Origin of the sequence: Corynebacterium sp. HMSC062E11 (assembly GCF_001811845.1) — a bacterium.
GTDB classification, from domain to species: Bacteria; Actinomycetota; Actinomycetes; order Mycobacteriales; family Mycobacteriaceae; genus Corynebacterium; species Corynebacterium hesseae.
The window spans coordinates 60,685-84,008 of record NZ_KV806816.1 but is presented as its reverse complement, the minus strand read 5'-3'; the positions used below and the strand labels follow the sequence as shown (position 1 = coordinate 84,008).

Annotated in this window: 16 protein-coding genes and 1 tRNA gene; 11 read left to right on the top strand and 6 right to left on the bottom strand. The window is 62.0% G+C overall.

Annotated elements, in window-relative coordinates:
* Positions 1-12: 12 nt before the first annotated feature.
* Positions 13-1,095, top strand: a complete 1,083-nt coding sequence (locus HMPREF2822_RS08670; RefSeq protein WP_070523763.1) for a glycosyltransferase family 4 protein — start codon at positions 13-15, stop codon at positions 1,093-1,095.
* Here HMPREF2822_RS08670 and HMPREF2822_RS08665 read toward each other — a convergent pair.
* Together HMPREF2822_RS08665 and HMPREF2822_RS08660 are read right to left on the bottom strand one after the other, a co-directional pair.
* Positions 1,019-2,497, bottom strand: coding sequence for an MmpA family trehalose lipid delivery protein (locus HMPREF2822_RS08665; RefSeq protein WP_232755645.1), 1,479 nt, complete (start codon positions 2,495-2,497; stop codon positions 1,019-1,021). The genes HMPREF2822_RS08670 and HMPREF2822_RS08665 overlap by 77 nt on opposite strands.
* A 6-nt stretch (positions 2,498-2,503) precedes the next feature.
* Positions 2,504-3,478 carry a PorA family protein gene (locus HMPREF2822_RS08660; protein ID WP_070523757.1) on the bottom strand — a complete coding sequence of 325 codons (975 nt, stop codon included), beginning with the start codon at positions 3,476-3,478 and terminating at the stop codon, positions 2,504-2,506.
* Positions 3,479-3,531: 53 nt separating this feature from the next.
* Between HMPREF2822_RS08660 and HMPREF2822_RS08655 the strand changes: the two genes are divergently transcribed.
* The gene (locus HMPREF2822_RS08655) at positions 3,532-4,698 is read left to right on the top strand and encodes an acyltransferase family protein (protein WP_070523754.1); all 1,167 of its coding nucleotides are present in this window, start codon (positions 3,532-3,534) and stop codon (positions 4,696-4,698) included.
* A 159-nt stretch (positions 4,699-4,857) separates the two neighbouring features.
* On the opposite strand, the gene HMPREF2822_RS08650 is transcribed toward HMPREF2822_RS08655, so the two are convergent.
* The 3 genes from HMPREF2822_RS08650 to HMPREF2822_RS08640 are packed head-to-tail and all read right to left on the bottom strand — an operon-like array spanning position 4,858 to position 8,826.
* Entirely contained in the window at positions 4,858-8,091 is a 3,234-nt protein-coding gene (locus HMPREF2822_RS08650; RefSeq protein WP_070523750.1) for an alpha-(1->3)-arabinofuranosyltransferase domain-containing protein, read from the bottom strand.
* A gap of 1 nt (position 8,092) precedes the next feature.
* Positions 8,093-8,290 (bottom strand): DUF2613 domain-containing protein, encoded by a 198-nt coding sequence (locus HMPREF2822_RS08645; protein WP_010188604.1) that lies wholly within the window; start codon positions 8,288-8,290, stop codon positions 8,093-8,095.
* A gap of 32 nt (positions 8,291-8,322) precedes the next feature.
* A complete protein-coding gene (locus HMPREF2822_RS08640) occupies positions 8,323-8,826 on the bottom strand; it encodes a universal stress protein (protein ID WP_070523747.1) in 504 nt (167 codons plus the stop codon).
* A gap of 58 nt (positions 8,827-8,884) precedes the next feature.
* Between HMPREF2822_RS08640 and HMPREF2822_RS08635 the strand changes: the two genes are divergently transcribed.
* The 3 genes from HMPREF2822_RS08635 to HMPREF2822_RS08625 are packed head-to-tail and all read left to right on the top strand — an operon-like array spanning position 8,885 to position 13,448.
* A complete protein-coding gene (locus tag HMPREF2822_RS08635; RefSeq protein WP_070523744.1) occupies positions 8,885-9,946 on the top strand; it encodes a glycoside hydrolase family 3 N-terminal domain-containing protein in 1,062 nt (353 codons plus the stop codon).
* 34 nt (positions 9,947-9,980) lie between these two features.
* Positions 9,981-11,672: a VanW family protein gene (locus tag HMPREF2822_RS08630; RefSeq protein WP_198530970.1), complete on the top strand. Its 1,692-nt coding sequence runs from the start codon at positions 9,981-9,983 to the stop codon at positions 11,670-11,672.
* Positions 11,673-11,675: 3 nt separating this feature from the next.
* Entirely contained in the window at positions 11,676-13,448 is a 1,773-nt protein-coding gene (locus tag HMPREF2822_RS08625; protein ID WP_070523737.1) for an ABC transporter ATP-binding protein, read from the top strand.
* Between the two features lie 31 nt (positions 13,449-13,479).
* On the opposite strand, the gene HMPREF2822_RS08620 is transcribed toward HMPREF2822_RS08625, so the two are convergent.
* A tRNA-Gly gene (locus HMPREF2822_RS08620) sits at positions 13,480-13,553 on the bottom strand.
* 87 nt (positions 13,554-13,640) lie between these two features.
* Here HMPREF2822_RS08620 and dcd point away from each other — a divergent pair.
* From dcd to HMPREF2822_RS08590, 6 genes are all read left to right on the top strand, one after another.
* The gene (gene dcd, locus HMPREF2822_RS08615) at positions 13,641-14,213 is read left to right on the top strand and encodes a dCTP deaminase (protein ID WP_070523734.1); all 573 of its coding nucleotides are present in this window, start codon (positions 13,641-13,643) and stop codon (positions 14,211-14,213) included.
* Positions 14,214-14,266: 53 nt separating this feature from the next.
* Entirely contained in the window at positions 14,267-15,598 is a 1,332-nt protein-coding gene (locus HMPREF2822_RS08610) for a UDP-glucose dehydrogenase family protein (RefSeq protein ID WP_198530969.1), read from the top strand.
* Between the two features lie 644 nt (positions 15,599-16,242).
* Positions 16,243-17,769 carry a SpaH/EbpB family LPXTG-anchored major pilin gene (locus HMPREF2822_RS08605; RefSeq protein ID WP_070523729.1) on the top strand — a complete coding sequence of 509 codons (1,527 nt, stop codon included), beginning with the start codon at positions 16,243-16,245 and terminating at the stop codon, positions 17,767-17,769.
* Between the two features lie 120 nt (positions 17,770-17,889).
* Positions 17,890-18,807, top strand: a complete 918-nt coding sequence (locus tag HMPREF2822_RS08600) for a class C sortase (RefSeq protein WP_070523726.1) — start codon at positions 17,890-17,892, stop codon at positions 18,805-18,807.
* Positions 18,800-19,627, top strand: a complete 828-nt coding sequence (locus tag HMPREF2822_RS13340) for a pilin N-terminal domain-containing protein (protein WP_141746423.1) — start codon at positions 18,800-18,802, stop codon at positions 19,625-19,627. The genes HMPREF2822_RS08600 and HMPREF2822_RS13340 overlap by 8 nt, the downstream gene beginning before the upstream one ends.
* A gap of 101 nt (positions 19,628-19,728) precedes the next feature.
* Complete coding sequence (locus tag HMPREF2822_RS08590) at positions 19,729-23,310, top strand: DUF6923 family protein (RefSeq protein ID WP_070523719.1); 3,582 nt, start codon at positions 19,729-19,731, stop codon at positions 23,308-23,310.
* Positions 23,311-23,324: the final 14 nt, after the last annotated feature.

Here is a 23,324-nt window from a genome sequence, read left to right as displayed (position 1 = left end):
TAAAGCATCGTCATGAAAATCCTTCTTTTATGTTGGCGCGATTCCACCCACCCGCAGGGTGGCGGTTCCGAGCGCTACCTCGAGCGCGTCGGCGAGTACCTCGCTGCCCAAGGCCACGAGGTGGTCTTCCGTACCGCGCGCCACATGAACGCCGCCAAGCGCGAGCGCCGCAACGGCGTGCTCTACTCGCGTGCCGGGGCCAAGTTCAGCGTCTACCCGCGCGCGTTGGTGGCGATGTTGTTCGGGCGCCGCGGTTTCGATGTCGTGGTGGATACCCACAACGGCATCCCGTTCTTTGCGCGCCTGGCCACCCGGGCGCCCGTGGTGATCCTGACGCACCACTGCCACCGCGAGCAGTGGCCGGTGGCCGGGCCCGTGCTGGCGCGGCTGGGGTGGTTCCTGGAATCCTGCGTGGTGCCAAGGATCTACCGTGAGAACACGTGGGTGACGGTCTCGGAGGCTTCGAAGCGCGACCTGGAGAAGCTGGGGATTCACGGCGCGCACATCATTGAGAACGGCGTGGACCCCCTGCCGTCACACGTGCCCACCTTGGAGCGCGAGGCCGATATCCACCTGGTGACGCTGTCGCGCCTCGTGCCGCACAAGCAAATTGAGCATGCCATGGACACCGTGGCGCGGATTCCGGGCGCGCTTCTCGACGTCATCGGTTCCGGCTGGTGGGAATCCCACCTGCGCGAGTATGCGCGTGCCCACGGGGTGGAAGACCGCGTGCGCTTCCGTGGTCAGGTGACGGAGGACTATAAACATGCGTTGCTCGCGCGCGCTGATGTCCACCTCATGCCGTCTCGAAAAGAAGGCTGGGGTTTGGCAGTCATGGAGGCGGCCCAACATGGGGTGCCCACGGTAGGTTATGCGTTTGGCCTGCAAGACAGTGTTATCGACGGCAAGACCGGTGTGCTGGTGCGGTGCGAGGAGGAGTTCGCGCCGGCGGTGCGCATGCTTGTCGACGACCCCTCCCTCCGCCACCGTTTAGGCAACGCGGCACGCGAGTTGGCGGCTACTTTTTCGTGGGAGAAAACCGGTGCGCGCTTCGAAGAGTTGCTAGAAGCGGAAGTGCGCACCAGGCGGCGCTAAGCCCCCACGGGGCGGGTGCCGGTTGCGCGTTGGTGGTGGCAACGATGCCTCCCGCTTCGACGACCGCGCCCACGCCGAGCTCCTCCAACCGGGCGAGGTCGCGCGTGTTCCAGGCTTCGGTGGCCGCCAGGTAGCGCGGCGCAGGCTGATCCACGTTTATGCCGTCGACGGTGAGCTCGCCGGAGTCGAGCTTGTTGGCGGCCTTGGAATAGGGGTCGAGGGCAATGCCGCCGTCAAGCGGCACCATGGCTGAGCGGTCGGCGAAGAAGGTCAGGCGGCCGTCAAGGTCTTCGACGAGCTGGCGGTCGATGCCCGTTTCGCGTGGGAGTAACACGGCGAGCTCCCGCGGTGCATCGGGAGCCTGGAGCAGGCAGGCGCACAGCGCGAGTGCGGCAGGAAGTTGGCGCAGGGATGCGATACCCGCCACGGCCAGCGGCAGGGCGAGCAAGGTGAGCTTGGAGGAATCGCGCAGTAGGCCCGCACCGGGGACGTGCTCCACGGCGAAGGCGGTGAGACCTGGGGCGAGTGCGCCGAGGATGGCCAGGCCCATGCCGAGAACCGCCAGGGCCGCGAGCGGGCGCAGCTCGCGCCGGGGAAGGCGGGCAGCGCCCAGGACAGCGAGGGCGGCGACGGCAAGTCCCGCCAGGGCGAAGCCCTGCTCGCGAGAGGCCGGTACTGCTGCGGCATTCCAGATGCCACCGAAGCCGAGCAGCGAGCCGACCGCACCCACGTAGGCCTCCGCGCGCGGGGCGAAGGCCGCGGCTTGGGCGGCGGGGTCGCCGTGGGTGGTAGGCGAACCGGCCACGAGGCTTGGAACTAGCCACGGCAACCACAGCAAAACTGAGCCGCCCGCGAAGAGCCACCGCCTTTCGCGCTCACAGACAACCGCGATGAGTCCCCCGAAGAGCCCGCCGGTGGGCGTCAAGGACGCGGCCCACAGCGCCAGCCACGCCACGCGCGGGTGGTAGCTTAAACAACCCCACGCGATCACGGGCGCTAACCAGGCGGCGACTGCCAGCGACCACTGGCCCTGCAGGAGGCGCTCGATGACGAAAGGATTGGCCACCGCGCACGCCATCGCAGCGGCCGCCGCCCACGGGCTGGACTCGCGCGCCCACCGGCCCGCCACCCACGCCGAGGCACTCGCAGCAGCAAGGATGAAGACCCTGGCCAGCCACGCCCCGCCGAATAAGGCAAGCACCCCGTCCTGCGGTGCATTGCGGGCGGGAAGGTCACCGGCGCCGAAGGCGGCAGCGCTCAGGGCTGGGCGGTCAAGCAGCACCATGTCGCGCCACAGGAACTCGCCGGGCAGCACGAAGGGCCAACACACCGCGAGCACGAGCGCCACGCCCCAGGCGCAGAGGGCGGCGCGCACCGCAAGGGATGCTCGGGACGTAATCACGGGCGCCTACGCGCTCTGCGCTGCATGGCGGCGCATGAACATCGCGGCCGCCACCGCCAACAACGCCACGCCGATGGCCTTGCCCAGCCAGCCGACGAGGCTCAAGATTTTGACTGTGTCGATGACCCGGCGAACAGAGTCGAGGCGTTCGGTGCGGGTGGAATCGGACCAGGAGAGGGGGACGTCGAGAAGCGCACGCTCGTGTGTGTCATCGGCATCGACCATGGCCTGGGCCTGGCGCGCGTCCGTGGCCCAGAAGATGCGCGGGTGCTCCTCCTCGTTGACGATGGTGCCGGTCGTGGGCTCCACCCACACCGTGCGGCTCACGGCGTAGAAAGGCTCGAGGATGACGTGTGATTTCGGCTTGAGGTTGTAGCGCTCCAAGGACTCCGCGGAGTAAAAATCGCCCGCGGGGCCGGAGCGGTGGGCTTCGAAGGCGAAGACCTCCCCGAGCGAGACCGGCGCGACATCCTGGTGGAAGACGTAGGTGGGGATGCTGTCGAGCTTCTCATCGCGCAGGAAATCGATGGGCTCCGTGTCCTGGGTCAGCGGATCGAAGAAGGGATAGGAGCGCTGCTCCGCGCCGGAGGGGAAGAAGTAGCTGATGCCGTCGCGCTCCACCCGGTCTTCCACCTGTACGTCGAAGGCGGGCAGCTCGATGTGCTGCGTCGTGTTCGGCCCCGCCACCGGGTAGGTGGATTCGCGGTTGAGCTGGGATTCCTCGGTGATGTGCGCGATGGTCTCGCCGTTGAAGGTGAGGTCCACGGTGGACTGCGCGCGGGCCACGGAATCCTTCATCGCGGGGGCGGTGGTGGTGTGGCGGGTAAACGTGGCTCCGTCGTGCTCTGCGTGGATCTCTAGGTTGAGGTCCCTGGGCAGTGGGCGGGATTGGTTGTTGTACAGCGGCGGAAGGATGGACCCGAGTATGAGGAACACCGCGGCGGCAATCGTCACCTGCGCTAGGCGGGAGCGAAGGAACACGTCAGCTCCGATCGGTCGAGGGATTCACTGCAGAAATAGTATCGTAGTGGGCCATGCGCTTTCTCCCTGAGCTCGAAGGCGTGCGTGCGCTGGCAGCATTGGCAGTCGTGGTCACGCACGTGTCCTTTCAGACGGCCACCGGCTGGGCCTGGGCTGAGCGCCTGGATTACGGGGTGGCGGTCTTCTTCGTGCTCAGCGGTTTCTTGTTGTGGCGCCGGCGGCACGTGCACACGGCGGGGCAGTACGCGCTCTCCCGCGTGGCGCGCTTGGCGCCGCTGTATCTGGTGTGTGTGGTGGTCGTGCTCGCCTTGCTTCCCGACGCTTCCCCCTTAACCCTCCCGCAAGTCATCACCAACCTGACCGGTACGCAGCTCTATATTGCCGATGGCCTGGTTCCCGGGCTCACGCAATTGTGGTCGCTGTGTGTGGAGTTCGCCTTCTATGCGGTGTTGCCGCTGTTGGCGTGGTTGTTGGATAAGCTCTCGGCGCGCCCGCGGGTTGCGCTTATTGCTGGAGCTGGCGTGCTGAGTTTGTTCTGGGGCTTCCTGCCGTTTGTGGCCGGGTATGAATCCGGCGATGTCAATACGCAGATTTGGCCGCCCGCGTATTTCTCGTGGTTTGCGGTGGGAATGTTGGCCGCGGAGGCCGAGGCCGCGCAGGTGCGCCTGCGTGCTGGGCGGATTGTGCGTCCCGCCTGTTGGGCGGTGGCGGCGGGCTGCGTGTGGCTGGCCAGCCGCGAGTGGTTCGGCCCGCAGGGCTTGGTGCATCCAGAACCGGGTGAGTTTGCGCGGCGCATTGCGGCGGGGGCGGTGTGCGGGGCGTGCATCGTGGTGCCGGTGGCGCTGGCCCCGCGGGAAAGCTGGCTTTCTTCCGAGGTGATGCGAGCGCTGGGCCGCTGGTCTTATGGTGTTTTCATGTGGCACGTAGCGGTGCTGGCCATTGCCTTCCCGCTGTTGGGCGTGTCTGCTTTCTCCGGCTCTGCCGGGGATTTCGCGGTGGTGTTGGTCTTCACGGTGGTCGTTAGCTGTGTGCTTTCTGCTGCGACCTACGCGCTTGTCGAGGTCCCCGGCCGCGACCTCATCCGCTCCTTCGCCCGCGGCCGCATCGCCGTCCCGCGTTCTCTGCCGCGCCTCGCCGCCGATTCTGCGAGCGCTTCCGGTTCCGGATCCCTTGCCAACGCCGCCGGTTTTACTGATTCCGCCGGTTCGGCGGGGCCGTAGACGGCACTTCACACATGGCATTTTCCAGAAGGCATTAGTCAAACGGTTTACTTGACCCCAAACAAACCTTTTACATCGCCGCAGATGGTTTCCCTGCCCCCAAAGACACCTTTTGACTAGTACCTTTTGAGGGAAACCATCTGGGGCGGGGCCGGGTACTTAGGACGTGCGGCGGGATGGGAGGCAGGCACACGTGATAGCCGCGACGCAGAGCAGCTGCACCAGAAGCGAGTCGCCGGCGTAGCCGTCCGTGGGCCAGGGTGCGCGGGCGAGCATCGCGCCCGCGGCCAGGGTCAGCGCGCCCGCCAAGTAGTCGGAGCGCAACGTGGTCCAGGGAGTGATGGCCCACGCCGCGGCAGCGGCGGCAACTCCGGGTAGACCCGCGACGAGCGCCATCGTTGCCGCGATGAGCAGGGCTAGAAGGACACGCGCCGAGGCAGACGAGTGGGTAGCAGGGCTGGACGAGGCGGTGTTGTGTGCCGCGGAAGCAGCGGCGGTGGCGGGGGAAGCGGAGTGAGGGCGCGGACCGCGGGCCATGAGGAGCAGGCACAGCGCGGTGGTCAGCGCGGCGAGCGCGCCGCCGAGGCCCAAGCCGACGCGATAGGCGCGGTCGGCAGCAAAAGACATGTGGAAGGTGCCGCCGGCACCGGCGGGAATGAGGAAGGCTTGCGTGTCGGCATCGATGGAGCGCGGCTCGAGGGACAGTGGTTCCGAGCTGGAGGCCGGCGTCGAGTCCGGCGCTGAGTCTTGTGCTGAACCTGGCGTCGAGACCGCGGCTGTGCTGGGGGAGCGTAGCTCGCCGCGCAGGCCCTCGTTGAAGGCACGGCCGGTGATGAGGAGGCGGTCGTGGTCGGCGGGCTCGATGGTCTCACCGGCAGCGAGCGGGGTATAGCCGTGGTCAGCGCCCGATGCGGCCGATGGGGTAGCGCCGTTTGCGGATGCTGAGCGGTCAGAGGAAGCGGGAAGGGGCGCGGGCAAGGAAGACGCGGTATCGGTCAGGGCCGCCCAATCGCCCGTGGTGCGCACGAGGTGCTGACCGGCGGGCAGGTTGAGGGTGGAGTTGGGGGCGTGGGGGGAGCCGTCGATAAGCACTGTTTTCCCACCGGAGACCCGCACCATCATGTCGCGCGGGGTAGTAAAGGAGCGGATGAGGATGTGCTCGTTGTCCTGCTGGAAGAGGAACTGCTCGGCATCGGGCGAGGTATCGGGCACGGTGACGATGCGCCGCGGGGTGGGCTGATCCACGATGGAGGCCTCCGCAATTCCGGTGCGGTGCTGCGGCTCGATGCGGATGGTGGAGGCTTTCGCGCCGGGCACGCGGATATCGCGGGCGCGGTAGGCCTCCATGGTGACCGTCACCTTGGAGTCGCCGTTGTGGATGGTCACCTCAGTCGTGCCGGTGGTCATCAGCCGCAGCGTGGGCGAGGTCCACGTGGAATCGGAGTGCAGCTCCAGCCAACCGGAATCGCCGGGTGCTGGCCACCACGCGGTGGAGTTCTCGTCGTCGACGGCCGCGGTAAGAGAACGCGCCGGGTTCGCCCCGCCGAAGGCGGAGGCATCTGCGGCAGACGAGGACGCGGTGACCCGGCCATCGTGCTCCACCACCTGGGTCAGCGGGCCAGCGGAGGGGTAATCGCGCAGTCGATTGCGCACGGTGGAAGGGTCATCAGGGGCCATCGGCGCGGAGACCGGGCCGGAAAGCGTTCCGTAGTTGCGGTCGCGCAGCGCAGGCGTATCGGTCACGATATCGGCGTTGGAGGAGACGAGTTCGTGAGGACCGGAGAGGAGCGCGAGCGACTCCCCACCGCCCGCCACGCGCGGCGGATTCGCAGGCGCCAGGTTCATGGAGAGGTCGGGGTCGAAGACCACGACGTCGACCTCCCCGAAGGTGTGGACCTCGCCCGGGATGTGGTCCGAAGAACCAGACATGAGGTCGTGGCGCACCGCGACGGCCCCGATGCCTAGGCGTTGCAACACTAAGGGCGCGGTGGCAGGGTCGCGTTCGATCTGCGCCATCGCACCGTCCAGACCACGGATTGCCTCGGGCGGGATGAGGGGAACGGCGTCGCGGACGGCCCAGGGGACGTCGAGAAGCGGCTGCGCCGGCTCATCGCGCGTCCACCCCCAGTCCTGGCGGGCAAAGGACGCCGGTGGGTAGATGAGCACGCGCGTATCCAGGCTGTTCATGAAAGAAGCGGCCTCCTGCCAATAGCTGGGCACCTCCTCGTAGGCCCCCTTCGGCAGTAGCCTGCCCGCCCACGCCGGGGCGGTCGCGCCCATCACCACGAGGCACACCAAAAGGCCCGCTGCTTCACGACGCCCCATGCTCAACGTCCGCGGAAGCCTCACCCGGGCAGCAATCGCGGCCACGCCGAGTACCAGCGGGATGCGCACCAGCGGGTCGAACTTATGCACGTTGCGCAGCGCGGCCAGCGGCCCATCAAGCGCGTCGAGGTACCACGCGGCATGCGTGCCGAGCACGGCCACGCCCACCAGCAGCATGAAGGCCCACTCGCGCGGCAGCCGGGCCAGACCCATGAGCCCTAGGGCAGCAACGCACACCGTGACGAGCACAAAGACCGGCTCGGTGGCCAGCTCGTTGCCGGCGACGCGCTCGGTATCCACAAACGGCGCCCAACTGGTGGTGCCGCGCAGGATTTCTGCCAGGTTGAGCCAGCGCGTGGTCACGCCGGCGGACTCGATGAATTCCGTAAAAGGCGGGGCATAGCGGCCCAGGATGAGCAGCGGGGTAATCCACCACGCGGATACCGCAGCGCATCCGGCTAGCCACACCAGACCAGTCTTGCCCGCGCGCCGCCACAGTAGAATCACACCCGCCGGTAGGCAAGCCGCCAGCGTGGCCGTGGCGTTGACCGCGCCCATGCAGGCCACCGCCACCACCGAGGGCGCGGCATCCCGCCAGCACAGGCGGCCTGGCCGCAAGAAGGGCAGCAGCACCCAGGGTGCCAGCATGACCGGCCAGGTCTCTGAGGAAATTGCACCCAGCGTGGTCAGCGTGCGCGGGGAGAGCGCATAGAGGAGGCTGCCCATCAGTGCGGCATAGCCCGGCGCGGCGGGAAGCACTGTGCGGACCACGCGGAAGAAGCCCAGAAAGCCCACGGCCAGGACCAAGAACCACCAGGCGCGCTGCGCTATCCAATCCGGAAGCGGATCCGCCAGCAAGAAGAACAAGCCCTGCGGGAAGAGGTAGCCATAGGCCTGGTTCTGCAGCTGGCCCAGCGTAAAAGTATCGGTATAGGCATGCAGGGCGCCGGCCAAAAACCCAGCCGGGTTGGCCACCAGATCATGCTTGGTATCGGCCGCGGTCAGCCCCCACGGCTGCACCAGAACCACGAGGGCTAAAAAGAAAAGCCCCCCGATGCGTGCGCGCACGCTACTCGCGGGAGCCGTACTCCGGCCCGCCCATCACGGCGTCGGAGGCCTTGACGGAATTATCGTTTGGAACGGCATCTGCCTGCGAGAACTGCGCGATGCCCAGGATGGTTACGACACCTAGCGCTACGCCAACGACCGCGCTGCCCAGGGCCGGGCCCAGGGTGCGCTTGTTGAGTGAATCGCTGTCGAATGCCATGGCGCCAGATTCTAGCAGCTCGGTACTACCTTTTAGGAGTGGCTCTCCGCGGCGTCGTCCTCCTCATCGTTCTCCGGCGGAACGATGAACACCGGCAGGCCCGCGTTGCGCACGATGTACTCCGCAGTGGAGTTATTCCACAGCGAGCGGAAGCCCGTGAGCGCGCGGGTGCCGGTGACGATGACGTCGATGTCGAGTTCGTGGGCGGCGTCGACAATCGCGCTCTGAATCGTCGTCACTGATTCCACCAGGTGGGCATGGCCGCGCAGGCCGAGGGACTCGGCCTTGGCAATTCCGTGGTGGCAGATGGCGAGGGCCTCTTCATAGGCCGGGTCATCCTCCACGCTGTCCGGTGAGACCGTGGATTGGTGCAGCCCGGTGCGGCTGACCGCGCGGGCGGCCTGGCGTGCGGACGGCTCCCAGGCGGTGAGGATTTCGACGTCGGTGGGGCGCAGGAGCCGCGCGGCGTACTCGAGGGCGCGGTCGGCGCGGTCGGAGCCGTCATAGGCAATGAGCATGGTCTCTCCGTTATTCATGTGACCATCCTAACAACCGCTTGTTTCCCGCGCGGGTGCTTCAGGCACACTGGTGGGCATGAGAAAAGCAATGCCCGCCCTCCTGTTGAGTGCTACCTGTGCGCTGAGCGCGTGTAGTGAGGAGCCTGTGCTTTCCGACGCCCCGCCCAGCGAAACCAGCGCCGCGGCCTCGAGCGCCGCGTCGGGGGACGCGGCAGAACACGATGCCGCGCTTGAGGGCGTCCGCGCTCGCGCTGCCGTCAAGCTCATGCCGCCGGCGCTGAACTACGAGGATGCCCGCGCGAAACTCGAAGCCGGCGTGGGCGGGCTCTTTATCCCCAGCTGGGCCGACCCTGAGCTGCTCAGCGATGGCCCGCGGGGAGTGAACGCTTTGCGCGAGGAGATGGGCCGCGACTTCGAAGTCTCCATCGATTTCGAAGGCGGGCGCGTACAGCGCTTCTCCGAAATTTTGGGCGACTACCCCTCTCCGCGGGCCATGGCGGAGGGCCACAGCCCGGAGGAGGTCGAGGCCCTAGCCACGGAGATTGGGCAGAGCCTACGCGCCCACGGCGTGACGGTGGACTTCGCCCCGGTGCTCGACGTGGATGGGGGAGACCTGGAAGTCGTCGGTGACCGCTCCTTCTCCACCGACCCACAGGCCGCCGGCGAATATGGCGCGGCCTTTGCCCGCGGGTTGCAGGCCGCCGGCGTGAAGGCCGTGTTCAAGCACTTCCCGGGCCACGGGCGTGCCTCCGGGGACACACACCTGGGTGAGGCCGTTACCCCGCCGCTGGAAGAACTGTACGGACACGAGTTCGTGCCTTTCCACACGGCAATCCCGCAAGCCCCGGAAGCGGCCCTCATGATGGGCCACCTCGTGGTGCCTGGGTTAGGGGACGAGCCCGCCTCCCTCAACCCGCGGGCTTACCAGCTGGCCCGCGAGGAACTGGGTTTCGAGGGCACGATTTACACCGATGACCTGGGAGGGATGGCCTCCATCTCGGAGAATTTCAGCGTGCCGGAGGCCGTGGCCGCAGCCCTTGCCGCAGGTGCCGATATGCCGCTGTGGTCCACCGACGATGACATCAACGCGGTCATCGACGCGGCCGCCGAAGTCGTGTCCCAGCACGAGGGCGACTAGTAAAAACCAGCTGGCAGCCGTTAATCTCGTACACGTGAAAAAGGCAATCGGACATAGCCAACAGCGGCGCAAGGGGCTCCACGTGGCCCTTGGCGTGCTCGTTGGACTTCTACTCATCGCCGGCATCGCCTACGCGTGGGACGTCATGGCCAACCAGCACAAGGTTCCGCGCGCGACGTCGGTCGGCGGCGTGGACATCTCCCGCATGGAGCGCACCGCTGCGGTGGAGAAGCTGGAGCAGGAACTCGGGGACGTCGCGGCCCAGCCCGTGGATATCCGCGCCGGGGAGAAAAGCTCGCAGCTTATCCCCCAAGACTCCGGCCTAAGCCTGAATTATCAGAAAGCCGTCGACGGCATTCCCGACGCTTCCCTGAACCCCCTCTCGCGCCTGTACAGCTTCATTAAGCCCACCCAGGAAATCCCTGTGGCTGTGGACATCGATGAGAACCAGCTCTCCGGCCAACTCGAGCGCGTGGGCAACGAGCTGAAGATCGAGCCGGAAGACGGAAACTTGGAGCTTATCGACGGCTCCCTCAAAGAGACCAAACCCAAGCTCGGCCAGGCGGTGGAAGAGGGAGTGCTGCACGAGGGCGTCGTGAAGCACTGGCTCGACCCCGAGGGCGTCGACGTCGAGCCGATGGTGGTGGAGCCTCAGATTAATGATGAGGCGATTGAGGCCATGCGCACCGGGGATGCCGCCCGCGCGCTGGATAATCCGCTAACCCTCAAGGGCGAGAACAACACCGCCGGCACCCTGCGCAAGCCGGAGATTTCCCAATTTGTCTCCATCGCCGCCGAAGACGGCGAGTTGCGCCTCAAGGTGGATAAAGACCGCGCCCGTGAGCTTTTCCAAGAGCGCATGCAAGGCTCCGAGGTGCCCGGCACCAACGCCAAAATTTCCTTCAGCGGCAACGACAAGCAGATCACGCCCTCGGTGGATGGCTCCATCATCGACTGGGAGAAGACCCTCGAGGGCTTCGAGGACCGTGTGAGCAGCGAGGACGACCGCGAATGGGATGCCGATTACAAGCCGGACCCCGCAGACTTCACCACGGAAATGGCAGAGAAGGCCACCTTCGATGAGACCGTGTCCGAGTTTTCTACCGGCGGTTTCTCCGGGGCCTCCGGCACCAATATCCGCCTGGTGGCCCAGGAGGTCAACGGTGCCGTGGTCAACCCGGGTGAGACCTTCTCCCTCAACGGCTACACCGGCCCGCGCGGTACCGCGCAGGGCTATGTGGAATCCGGCATCATCATCGACGGCCACGCGGGCAAGGCCGTGGGCGGCGGCATCTCTCAGTTCGCCACCACCTTGTACAACGCGGCCTACTTCGCCGGCATGGAGGACGTGGCACACACCCCGCACTCCTATTACATTTCGCGCTACCCGGCTGGCCGCGAGGCCACCGTGTACGAAGGCGCAATTGACCTGCAGTTTAAGAACACCTCCAACCACCCGGTGCGCATCGAAACCAGCTTTGGTGACGAGATCACCGTGCGCTTCAAGGGCGTGAAGACGGTTGAGGTCGAGTCCATCAACAACGGCCGCTGGGCCAAGACCGAGCCGCAGCGCAAGTCGGTGAGCGAGGACTGCTCGCCGTCGTCTGGCACGCCGGGCTTCACCACCTCGGATACCCGCGTGATCAAGGACCTCTCCGGCAAGGAAATCTCCCGGGAGACCACCACCACGGTCTATGACCCGCAGCCCATCGTTACCTGCGGTTAAGCCATGACCCGGCCGATGCACACCGCGGTGAAGGACCCCGCGGACGTCGATCAGCTGGCCCAGCACCCGGTGAAGTTTGCTCGCGTCGCCGGCCTGTTTGCCGCGCACCGCGGCACGCTGCTTGTGGTGGTGGCGCTCATCATCGCCACCTCCGGGCTGACGGTGATGCAGCCTTTCCTGGTACGCCGCACCGTGGATGAGGCCATTCCTGAACACGACACCGCGCTGCTGCTGTGGCTCGTCGGCGGCATGCTGGCCATCACCGTGGTCTCCCAGGCCATTGGCGTTATCCAGTCCTTTCTGTCGGCGCGGGTGGGGCACACCATCATGCACGAGCTGCGCACGCAGGTCTTTGCCAACCTGCAGCGCCAATCGCTGCAGTTCTTTACCAATAACCGGGGCGGCGAGATCCAATCCCGCCTGACCAATGACATCGCGGCGATGCGCGGCATGGTGACCACCACCGCGACCTCCGTGGCTAGCAACCTCACCATGACGGTGGCCACGTTGGTAGCGATGGTGGCGCTTTCGCCCACCCTCTCGCTGTTGTCCTTGCTGGTGCTGCCACCCGCCGTGTGGCTCACCCGCCGCGCCGCCGTGCTGCGCCGCAGCCTTATGGAGAAAAACAGCCGCGCGCAGGCGACGTTGCAGCAGACCATTTCGGAGAACCTGTCCGTGTCCGGCATGCGCCTAGCGGCAACGCTGGGCGCGCAAGAGCGGGTTTATGACGGGTTTGAGACAACCTCGCGCTCGCTTATCCGCTTGGAGCTGGAATCGCAGCTGGCCGGGCGCTGGCGTATGGCGCTGACCCAAATCATTTTCGGCGTGATGCCGGCGCTAATTTACCTGGTGGCTGGTCTGCGCCCGGGGATTACGATTGGCACGCTCATCGCCTTTTCTACTCTGCAGACCCAGATTTTCCGCCCGATTACTGGGCTGCTCAACGTGGGCGCGCAGTGGGTGGCGTCGATGGCGCTGTTCAGCCGCATCTTCGAGTACCTGGACCTGGAGCCCGATCTCACTGAGGTCACCCGGCCCGCCCAGCTTGCCGACGCCTCCCTCACCCTCCACCACGTCTCTTACCGCTACCCCGGCACGGACACCGACGCGCTTTCCGACGTCTCTCTCACCATCCCCGCCCACACCACCACCGCGCTAGTGGGGCACACCGGTTCCGGCAAGTCCACTGTCGCCGCACTGTTGGCACGCCTAGCCGATCCCACCGAAGGCACCGTGCACCTAGGCGGGGTAGACCTGCGTGACATTCCGCCGGCGCAGCGCGCGGCGGTCATCGGCGTGGTCTCCCAGGAGACCTACCTCATTCACGGCACCGTGCGGGAGAACCTCCTCTTCGCGCAGCCCGATGCCAGCGAGGAGCAGATGTGGGCGGCGCTTAACGCCGCGCGCGTGGACGAGGTCATCGCCGCGTTGCCGGAAGGCCTGGACACAGTGGTGGGCTCGCGCGGCTACCGCTTCTCCGGCGGTGAGCAGCAGCGCCTCTCGCTGGCGCGCACGTTGCTGCGCCAACCCCAGGTGCTCATCCTCGATGAGGCCACCTCGGCCCTCGACAACGAAACGGAGCGCGCCATCCAGGATGCAGTGCTTGGCGCGGACGCCACCCGCCTGGTCATTGCACACCGCCTGTCCACCATCCGCGATGCCGACCAGATCGTCGTCCTCGACGCCGGCCGCGTGGTCGAGCGCGGCACCCATACCGAGCTACTTGCGCGTGGCGGCGCCTATGCTGCGCTGCTTCGCGCCGCCGACGAGACCTAAAGCAAAACCCAGCCTGAGCTGGGTAAATAAGTGGAGCCGACGACGGGAATCGAACCCGCGCCAGCAGCTTGGGAAGCTGCAGTTCTACCATTAAACTACGTCGGCGCAATGCAGAATCTGCATCGCAGTAAAGCTTAGCACCGCCGCCGCCCGAGGCCATAAAAGACCCAGTGGGGAGGTAGACTGTGTGCCGTGCTTCTTTCCGATCGTGATATTCGTGCCGCCATCGACTCAGAGGGGCCTGATGCCTTGGGCATTGAGCCTTATGACGCAGAGATGGTCCAGCCTTCCTCAATCGATGTGCGCCTAGACAAGTTCTTCCGCGTGTTTAATAACTCGCGCTACACGCATATCGACCCCAAGCAGGAGATGCCGGACCTCACCAGCGAGGTGGAGGTGGCTGAGGGGGATGCCTTCGTGCTGCATCCGGGTGAGTTTGTGCTCGGCGCAACGCTGGAGAAGTTCACCCTGCCCGCGAATTTGGCTGGACGCTTGGAGGGCAAGTCCTCCCTGGGGCGCTTGGGCCTGCTGACGCACTCCACGGCCGGATTCATTGATCCGGGTTTCTCCGGACACATCACGCTCGAGTTGTCTAACACCGCGAACCTGCCCATTACCTTGTGGCCGGGGATGAAAGTGGGCCAGCTGGCTATCTTCCAGATGTCCTCGCCGGCGCAGGCCCCGTATGGTTCCGGCGCACTGGGGTCGAAGTACCAGGGCCAGCGCGGGCCTACACCGTCGAAGTCCTATCTGAACTTCCGTTAAACTTTTCGTTCTCGCCGCGCGCTTCAGGTCAACCGCGCCTAAAATTCCCGGTTATGCGTATGACTGTGATTGGTACCGGCTACCTGGGTGCGACGCACGCCGCCTGCATGGCGGAACTCGGCCACGAGGTACTCGGTGTAGATGTTGATGAAAGCAAGATTGCAGCTCTCAAGAACGGCCGCGTGCCGTTCTACGAGCCCGGTCTTCCGGAGGTGCTCGAGCGCAACATCGAGTCTGGCCGCCTGGGCTTTTCCACCAGCTATGACGACGCCGCGGAATTCGCCAACCTGCACTTCCTCGGCGTAGGAACGCCGCAGGCCCACGGCTCCTATGCGGCGGACCTAACCTACGTGAAGTCCGTCATCACGGAGCTCGTGCCGCGCCTCAAGGGCGAGCACATCATCTTCGGCAAGTCCACCGTCCCCGTGGGCACCGCAGCGGAGCTGCAGAAAATGGCGGATGAACTCGCCCCGGAGGGCACCAGCGTGGAGATTGCCTGGAACCCGGAGTTCCTGCGCGAGGGCTATGCCGTCAAGGACACCATCACCCCGGACCGTATCGTCCTCGGCGTCGGCGAATTCGCCGAAAGTAGAGCCGAAGAGGTCGCCCGCGAGGTCTATGCCCAGCCGCTGGCACAGAACACCCCGTTCATCGTGACCGACCTGCAGACCGCCGAGCTAGTCAAGGTCTCCGCCAACGCCTTTTTGGCCACCAAGATTTCCTTCATCAACGCGGTCTCTGAAATCTGCGAGATTGCCGGTGCGGACGTGGTCAAGCTTGCCGACGCCATCGGCTACGACGAGCGCATCGGCCGCAAATTCCTCGGTGCTGGCCTCGGCTTCGGCGGCGGCTGCCTGCCCAAGGATATCCGCGCCTTCATGGCGCGCGCCGGCGAGCTGGGTGCGGATCAGGCGCTGACCTTCCTGCGCGAGGTCGACGCCATCAACATGCGCCGCCGCGATCGCGTCGTGGACCTGGCCAAGCAGGCTTTCGATGGATCCCTCCTCGGCCACCGCGTCACCGTTCTGGGCTGCGCCTTCAAGCCCAACTCCGATGACGTCCGCGATTCGCCGGCGCTCTCCGTGGCCGGTTCGCTCTCCCTGGCTGGTGCCGCCGTCACGGTCTATGACCCGGAGGGCATGGAGAACGCCAAGAAGGTATTCCCAACCCTCAATTACGCGCCGACTGCCGACGCCGCCCTCAAGGACACCGAGCTGGTCATCCTCGCCACCGAGTGGCAGGAATTCCGCGACCTCGACCCGGCGGAGGCCGGCGAGCTCGTGGCCCGCCGCCACATCATCGACGGCCGCAACGTGCTGGACGTCGACAAGTGGCGCAGCGCCGGCTGGACCCTCGATGCTCTGGGGCGCGTCCTGCCGGCCTAATGCCTACAATCGCCGAATGCGTTGTCTCATCGCCCTTGGGGGTGGGCGGTGATTCCTAATTGAGGATTCGGTGCAGAGCTTTGGTCGCCTTTGAATGAAAAGGGGGCGAGGCGTCTACTTCTGACAGCAGTTTTTCAGCTTCCGCAAAATCGAAGCTGAAAAATACTGTCAAGAGTATCGGCTATTTGAGAGTTAATGGGAAGTATTTCAAGGGTCAAAGGGGGTAAAGGCCTGAGTTATAGTTCCAGTACAGCACCTATTCGGCACCCCCGAAAAGGGTCCTGAATGTTACTGGTGTTCCGCAACTATGTGCGAGATTCAGGGTTGGGTGAATGTCTGCAAGTTTTAAGTGTATGTCGGTGTCCAGCCTATATTTATGCTGGTTATTGTTGCGGCCGTGGTGACGGATAGTCGTGGGTTATGGCTGGATGAAGTTTGAATCCATCAAAAAGATGTAGTATCGGGCTGTCGTGCAGGCAGTTGGGTGACAGGGGAAATCGACTTAATTTTAAGCAAGTGGTAAGGTTTCAAATGGAGCCCAAGCTGGGCCCAGAAAACTTGAGAAGTTCTTGAGCACTCAATTTTCTCTCATCGCTGACCGCAACGGGCCCAGCGAATACTGAATCTCCGAAAGGAATCTCACCATGGCACTTGTCATTAAGAAGACTGCCGCAATCGCCATCGCAGCGGGTCTCACTTTTGCTGGCTCCGCAGGATTGGCTATTGAGAATGCAGCCCCGGCCGCTGCACAGGCGGAGCAGCCGGGCAACGAGGCTGGCTACTCCTTGACCATCACGAAGCGTGACCTCAATGGAGACAACTACGGGACGTCTAATGGTTCGAAGCTGGATGAGGCTAAGATCCCGGGTAAGACCCCAGATACTCCTGCAGGCTTCAAGTTCTCGATCATTCGCGTAACTCCAGCTACGGGTGCTGACAAGAATGATGCTTCGAAGGCCACTCCTGTTGAAGGTGCAACTGCTCAGGAAGGCACCACTAACGACCAGGGTGTCATCGAGTTCACCGGCCTTGAGGAAGGCGTCTACCGCGTCTCCGAGCTTGAGGTTCCAGCAAATTCTGGCTTCGTTCCCGGGCCTGACTTCTTGGTTTCCGTACCCGTTACCAATGAGAACGGCACTGGCCTGATCAATAACGTTCACGTTTACCCGAAGAACACCCGTGCTGGCATTGAAAAGACCGTTCAGGATAAAGACAAGCACGGTGGTCAGGACTACACCTACACCATCAGCTCTGACATTCCGAAGGCAGTTTCGAGCTTGGACAAGCTTGTAAGCTACCGAGTTGTAGATGCTCTCGATGGTCGTCTCGAAGCTCCGACTGCTGACAAAATTGAAGTTCGCCTGGGCACCAGCTGGGATAGCGCAACCAAGGTGGATTCGAAAAACTACGATGCTGTCATCACTCCCGCACCGTCGGCAGACGGGAAGCACAACATCAACCTTCAGTTCAATGACGAAGGCCGTGCCCTCTTGGCTGGACAGAAGGCGGGCACCAAGGTTCTGACCCGCATCACTACGAAGGCGCCTAAAGACGTTGAGGTCATCCCTAACAAGGCCCAGCTGTATTTCAACACCGGTAATGGTGAAGGTGAGTACAAGCGTGAGTCCGAAGAAGTAAAGACCTACTGGGGTACCCTCAACATCAACAAGGTTGGTGAGGACGGGACGACCCCGCTTCAGGGTGCAGAGTTCCGCCTGGTGAAGTGCCAGGCCGGTGACGGCGGCTACACCCAGGTTCAGGGCACCAAGGAACTGACCGTCAACGATCAGTCTTCCTGGACCACTGGCAAGGACGGCAAGATCTCCATCACTGGAATTCACGCCACCGACTTTGCCAACAATGCCGATGACAACACTCTGCTGTGTGCACAGGAGACCAAGGCTCCGACCGGCTTCCAGCTTGATGAGCGTTTGGTTCCGTTCGTAATTAAGCGCACGGACGAAGGCACCCAGACTGCTCCGAACGTTACCGGCATGAACGGCATCGAGAACGTGAAGGTCGAGAACCTTGCGTACTCCTTCGACCTGAAGAATAAGCCGAGCGACCGTTTCCTCCCGAACACCGGTGGTATGGGTATCACCGCTCTGGTTCTCGCTGGTCTCGCCATTGTGGGCGCCGGCGTATTCGTTGCCCGTCGTAACGCTGCTTAAGCGTGCTGTGCATTGCTGGTCTAGCGGCCACTGAACGCTAAACCAGCATGCGGCGTACCCACGCGGGGAGGCGCCTTTCAAAAGTATCCCCGCCCCTTTTAAACAAAGATTGGACACAGCATGAGCATCGCAACGCGCACACCTGCGCACAAGCACAGGCAGCAGCGCTCGCTAATGCAGCGTGTCGTTCTGCCCGTCGTTATCATTCTCGCCGGTCTATGCGTGCTCATGTACCCAGTCTTGGCTACGCAGTGGAACAACCACCTCCAGCAGCAAGTCACTGAGGAGTACGAGCAGGAGTTCCGGGATGCTTACCATGCTCAAGAGGCCAGTGAGCAGGTTGAGGCGGCGCGCAGCTACAACGCCGCGCACACCAACGGCCCGATTTTGGACCCGTGGCTTACTCGCATCAGCGAAGACAATATTGAATACCAGGAGTACCTCGACCAGCTCAGCGGTGCACCGGCGATGTCCCAAGTTGTCATCCCCGCTATCGACGTAAAGCTGCCGCTTTACCACGGCACTAAGGACTCCACCCTGCAGCGCGGATTAGGCCACCTCTATGGGACGTCTCTTCCCGTCGGAGGCGAGGGAACTCACGCGGTTATCACCGGTCACTCGGGTCTGACTAATGCAACCATGTTTGATGACCTTGAAGAGCTTAAAGCGGGCGATGCGGTTTATATTTCTACGTTTGGCGAGCGAATGAAATACCAAGTCTATGAGACCGAGGTTGTTTTGCCGGACCAAGTAGACAACCTGCGTGCAGATGGTGATCGTGACTTGCTGACCCTTATCACCTGTACTCCCTACGGCATCAACACCCACCGTTTGCTTGTTCATGCGGAACGCGTGCCGATGGACCCGGACGAAGAGCAGCTTATCGACGAATCCGCCTCCATCTTCCAATGGTGGATGTGGTTGTTGTTGGGTATCTCCCTCCTGGTCCTCATAGGACTCATCTGGTGGGTCTACCGGGAAAGCAGAAAAGCACTCACGCCGAGGAAGCTCAAGAGGAAAAGGAATCATAATGCGTAGGACCAAATACGTAGCGGCGATTGCTGCAGCAACAGTACTATCCTCGGGGCTCTTCCTACCCGCAGCAGATGCCCGCGTGATTAGTGGAAATGATCGAGGAATTGTTGCAGAAAGCGTCGATTCGCAGCGCTCAATCTCACTGGTAGTAGAGAAGGTCGCCACGAATCCTTTCGATCCTGTTCCCGCCGGTGAGAAGCCTCCTGCAATTTCTGGTGCAACCTTTACCTTGTCGGAAGTTAAAGGCATCGATGTCACCACATCTGCTGGCCGAGCAGCGGCCAAGAACATGGAGCTCGATGATGCTCGTGCTCAGGGCCTCGTGCGTGTCGCATCCCAAACAACTGGGGATGACGGACGTGCTCACTTCGAACGCCTTAAACCAGGGCTCTATCTTCTCGAAGAAGACGAACCGGACAGCGCGTTCGATTATCATGTCTCATCCCCCAAGTTGATTATTCTGCCTCTGGCCAATCTTGAAGGAACATCGTTCACTTATGAGAACGTCGTGGTGACTAAGTGGGATAAGGACAAAGATGTTCCTCCTCCGTCGACAACTCCGGTAACAACGCCCCGAGATACTCCGCCACCAGAAGACACTCCGCCGCACAATCCTGGCACCCCTTCGAAAGAAACGACACCCCGAGTTCCAACCGGGCCGCATGAAGAACCCCCCACGAGCGAGCCGCCAGTCTCAAGCAACGGCGACTCCCCACTGGCGTCGACAGGTGCGAACGTTCTCTGGGCCGTAGGCCTCGGCAGCATGCTCGTACTACTCGGTGCCGTACTCGCACGGCGCAACGGAAACAAGCAAACACAGTAAACCGCGGACTCTAGGAAAGAACGATTATGCGAAACTTTAAAAAGCCTGCAGCACGTACTGCGAGCTCGCGTACCCGCAACGCGATACGAGGAGTCTCCGCTGTGGTTGCTTCCTTCGCCCTTGCCGTGGGCCTAGGAACCTATCCGGTTGAGGTATCGGCGCAAGAATCCGTTTCCCCTTTAGAAACAGAGCCTGCCGAAACTGAACAGGCGGTTACGGTAAAGCGGGAGAAAAATGTAGACCGCATCACCGTCGAGGACCCCCAGGGGTACGCATGGGATTTTGGGTTCAAAGCTTCCTTGGAGGATGTGTTTGCCATCAAGCGTGTTGGCAAGGGTGAGATCAAGGAGATCCGCAAGGTAACTATTGACGGGCATGAGATTGAACCTGAGTTCTACGGATTCGTGAACGCCGATAAGAACAATGACAAGGACGCTGACGATCAGGAAAGCTACTTGGCCTTTGATATCCAGGCGTTGTACTCGGCTCCTCCGCGCATGGTTGAGTTTGAGGTTGAGACCACGGATGAGGCTGAGTACTCCGTAGCTGAAGCCGACGAAGTACCGTCCAAGGAGGAACTCAAGGAATCTGGTTTCGGTATGAAGGCCTCCGAGACCATTGCAGAAGAATCAACGGAATCCGAGGCCGATACTAATGCACCTGAAGAAGCCGATGCTTTAGAGCTGTCCCCAGAGTCGACCAACGGTGGACGTCTTCGTGCAGCGCAACCGGGTCCTGTTTATGGTCAGCCGGGCGTATACGACCAAGAGCTGTCGCTGTCCAATCCCCAGCCGAAATTCCTCAACGGCAATCCAGAGTTGGGCATGACCGTGAACGAAACCGGTGAATGGCGGATGACAAGGTTCGCTATTAAGAAGGACCGAAATGATTCCAATACCAAGTCGATCACGGGCCCCGTTCGCATCCGCGTTGTGCGCAATGGCACGACTGTTGTAGACCGTACCTTTGAGGATCTCTATGAGAAGGAATGGAATTGGAATTCTCTTAATAAGTCTTATGACACGGAATTCCAGCTCATTCCGAAGGTGACTGATCTATATTTCCAAGGTGGCGACATCATCATCTTTAACCCAGTCGCACCTCCGAATGGCACGTATGCAGTGCAAATCTGGGGCCAGGACATGGACAATGAGTCCCAAGGCCACCGGGTCAATGTCACCGGCAACGGGGTTGAGTTGTCGGAACAGAAGACCGAGGGTGAGGACCCGTATAAGACTACGTTTACGGTGAAGGAGAACTCTCTCTTCGAGAATGCTCACCTCACCCTGAGTCCTTCCGCGCGACTCGAAGACGTTTACTTTGAACTGCCCATTGAGGGTTTGGGAGATGGTGTCACGCTTGAACACGAGGTAAAAACGTATTCGGATCGCGTCGAAATCACATGGTTCCCAACCAAGGATGGACAGCGGCTCAGCTCGGTCAAAGTTGCGAAGGATTCCCAGGTTGTTCTCCGCACCTCGTACCGTTCGGAGCCTACCCGCTCGGAAGATCTCGTCATTAACGGCTCGCGTGACAAGGACTGGGTGATTGAGCCTGAGCCAGGGCTTCCGATTGCCCCGATTGAAGAGAAGGATGTTCCCCCAGTAACTCCTTCAGGCGAGAAGTGTACCCAGCGCGATACAAAACCCGACAGCCGTCAGCCTGCTCGTAGCCTTACTGCTAGTGAGGCTCTGTACGGCACGAGGCGGTTTGTGGTGGCCAGCCCGAACAGTAGTAAAGACCGTATTTCTTCGCAGCTCTACCTGCAAGTACAAGATGAGACGGGAAACTATAAGACCCACGAAGTCGGGCCGAAAAGCGGATGGGTTTACAACGCAATCGCTTACAACGATAAAGATAACTACATCTATGCGATTAGTGAGCCTAGGACTGTAGATTCTGTCGGCCACATCGAGGACCCGTGTTTCCCTGCTGGGCATTTGCTTCAGATTAACCCCTACACTGGTGAGGTTTTCGACCTCGGACGCGTGCAAGGATTCCTTGGCGAATTACCTGAGCACGCTAGCAAAGTCGGTGAATACTCCAATGATCTAGGCAGCGGCATCAACGCGGGTACCTTCGACTCGAATGGAAAGTACTGGGTAGCTGCGTCATCAAGCTGGGGAGCCGGACGGCTCTACGAGGTTGACCTCGATCGGCTCACAGCAACTTCTAAGAATAAATTCCCCGCAAAACAAGTGGCTGCTACGCCATGGTCCATCGGACAAAATTACCGTACCGTATCTGAGGACATCGTAGCTCTTTCGGATGCCCCCAACTATGCGTGGGGAATTCAAAGCGGGTGGGCAAACCCAAGCACTCCGCAAAAGATCTGGCTTGAACGAATCAATCTCTCCACTGGCAAAGTTGATCGCATCGATATCACTAACCTGACTATGCCGTCCGGCCAGACCCTGTTTGGTTTTCTCGGGAACCCGAATAAAGCGCCGGTATGGGGACAAGGATGGGCAGAATCTGGCGATACCTTGGCCTTTGGCTTGGGCGGTAGCTCTTCCAAAGGGGGCGTAAGCCAAATTGTGGAAATCAAGGTCGGTAATGCTGCGGCCAGCATCGGAAGTGTGAAGCCGAGAATTGTTGGGACGAGAACTGCGCCCAGTTCTTATAACACTGACGGTACATCGGCAATTGCCCCTGATACCGTGCCTGAGCCGGTTGATCCTTTGGTGGAAAAGGATGCTGTTGAGGATCACGCAATTGCTAACGGCGATGGCACCTACAACCTGAAGTACACAATTACCGTGACCAACCCAGATAAAAATATGGGCGCAATCTATGACGAGGTTGTTGATAAGCCGGAGTTTCCGAACTCAGTGAAAATTCTGAAGACCTCGTGGACCAAGACTGATGAATTTGGTCGCAAGGCGGGATCCGGAATTCAGCAAGGAGCCGGCCCGTTCAAGCTGGCTGGATACGCTGAAATCCAACCTGCGGGTACCAAACAGTTTGGTCAAACCAGTAACGGTAAGCACGTCTTCGAAGTCGAGATGCAGGTGGCGATCGACGCAAATGCTGCAGCACCTAAAACTGGTGAATGCAAACCTGGACAAGGTTTCTTCAACACTGCCATTGTTGGAAATAAAGAAGATGATGGCTGTGTTCCTTATCCGGAAGAAGGAACCGATACGGTTCGTCTGCACCTAGCCAAGATTTCAAGCGATGATCTCAACAAGGAGAACGTCCTTGCTGAGGCAGAGAAGCTCAAGACCGCGGAGTTCGAGCTGCGTACGCTCGACAATGAGGGCAACGAGACGGGTGTTGCTACGAAGCTAACTTTGAATCAGGAAACCGGCACTTTTAGCTCGGAGGAACTCAAGCCGGGGCATTACCGCCTCGTTGAGACTAAGGCTCCGGAGTCCTACAGCCTGCTTACAAAGCCAATTGACTTCAGGGTGTCTGTGAGCGGTCAGGGCAAGGACGTGAAGGCGGATATTACCTTCGACGACCCAGAGGGCATTGAACTCATTGCTCAAGAGGTGGATTACAGCAAGGCTCCGAGCCAATGGAACCTTTCTTCAAAGGACGTGGTGATGACAGTCGCCAACGTATTCCAAGGCGATCTTCCCAAGACAGGCGGCGTTGGTTTGTGGGTACCAACGTTGGTTGGTCTGACCATCATCGGTCTCGGCGTGCTTCTCGCGACGCGACGCCGCCAGCTGAGCTAGAACCCACCCCTCAG

Excerpts from the sequence above, each read along its gene's own strand:
- HMPREF2822_RS08670 (WP_070523763.1), top strand. The coding sequence starts at position 13 with ATGAAAATCCTTCTTTTATGTTGGCGCGATTCCACCCACCCGCAGGGT.
- HMPREF2822_RS08655 (WP_070523754.1), top strand. The coding sequence starts at position 3,532 with ATGCGCTTTCTCCCTGAGCTCGAAGGCGTGCGTGCGCTGGCAGCATTG.
- HMPREF2822_RS08645 (WP_010188604.1), bottom strand. The coding sequence starts at position 8,290 with ATGGCATTCGACAGCGATTCACTCAACAAGCGCACCCTGGGCCCGGCC.
- HMPREF2822_RS08640 (WP_070523747.1), bottom strand. The coding sequence starts at position 8,826 with ATGAATAACGGAGAGACCATGCTCATTGCCTATGACGGCTCCGACCGC.
- HMPREF2822_RS08635 (WP_070523744.1), top strand. The coding sequence starts at position 8,885 with ATGAGAAAAGCAATGCCCGCCCTCCTGTTGAGTGCTACCTGTGCGCTG.
- HMPREF2822_RS08625 (WP_070523737.1), top strand. The coding sequence starts at position 11,676 with ATGACCCGGCCGATGCACACCGCGGTGAAGGACCCCGCGGACGTCGAT.
- HMPREF2822_RS08610 (WP_198530969.1), top strand. The coding sequence starts at position 14,267 with ATGCGTATGACTGTGATTGGTACCGGCTACCTGGGTGCGACGCACGCC.
- HMPREF2822_RS08605 (WP_070523729.1), top strand. The coding sequence starts at position 16,243 with ATGGCACTTGTCATTAAGAAGACTGCCGCAATCGCCATCGCAGCGGGT.
- HMPREF2822_RS08600 (WP_070523726.1), top strand. The coding sequence starts at position 17,890 with ATGAGCATCGCAACGCGCACACCTGCGCACAAGCACAGGCAGCAGCGC.
- HMPREF2822_RS13340 (WP_141746423.1), top strand. The coding sequence starts at position 18,800 with ATGCGTAGGACCAAATACGTAGCGGCGATTGCTGCAGCAACAGTACTA.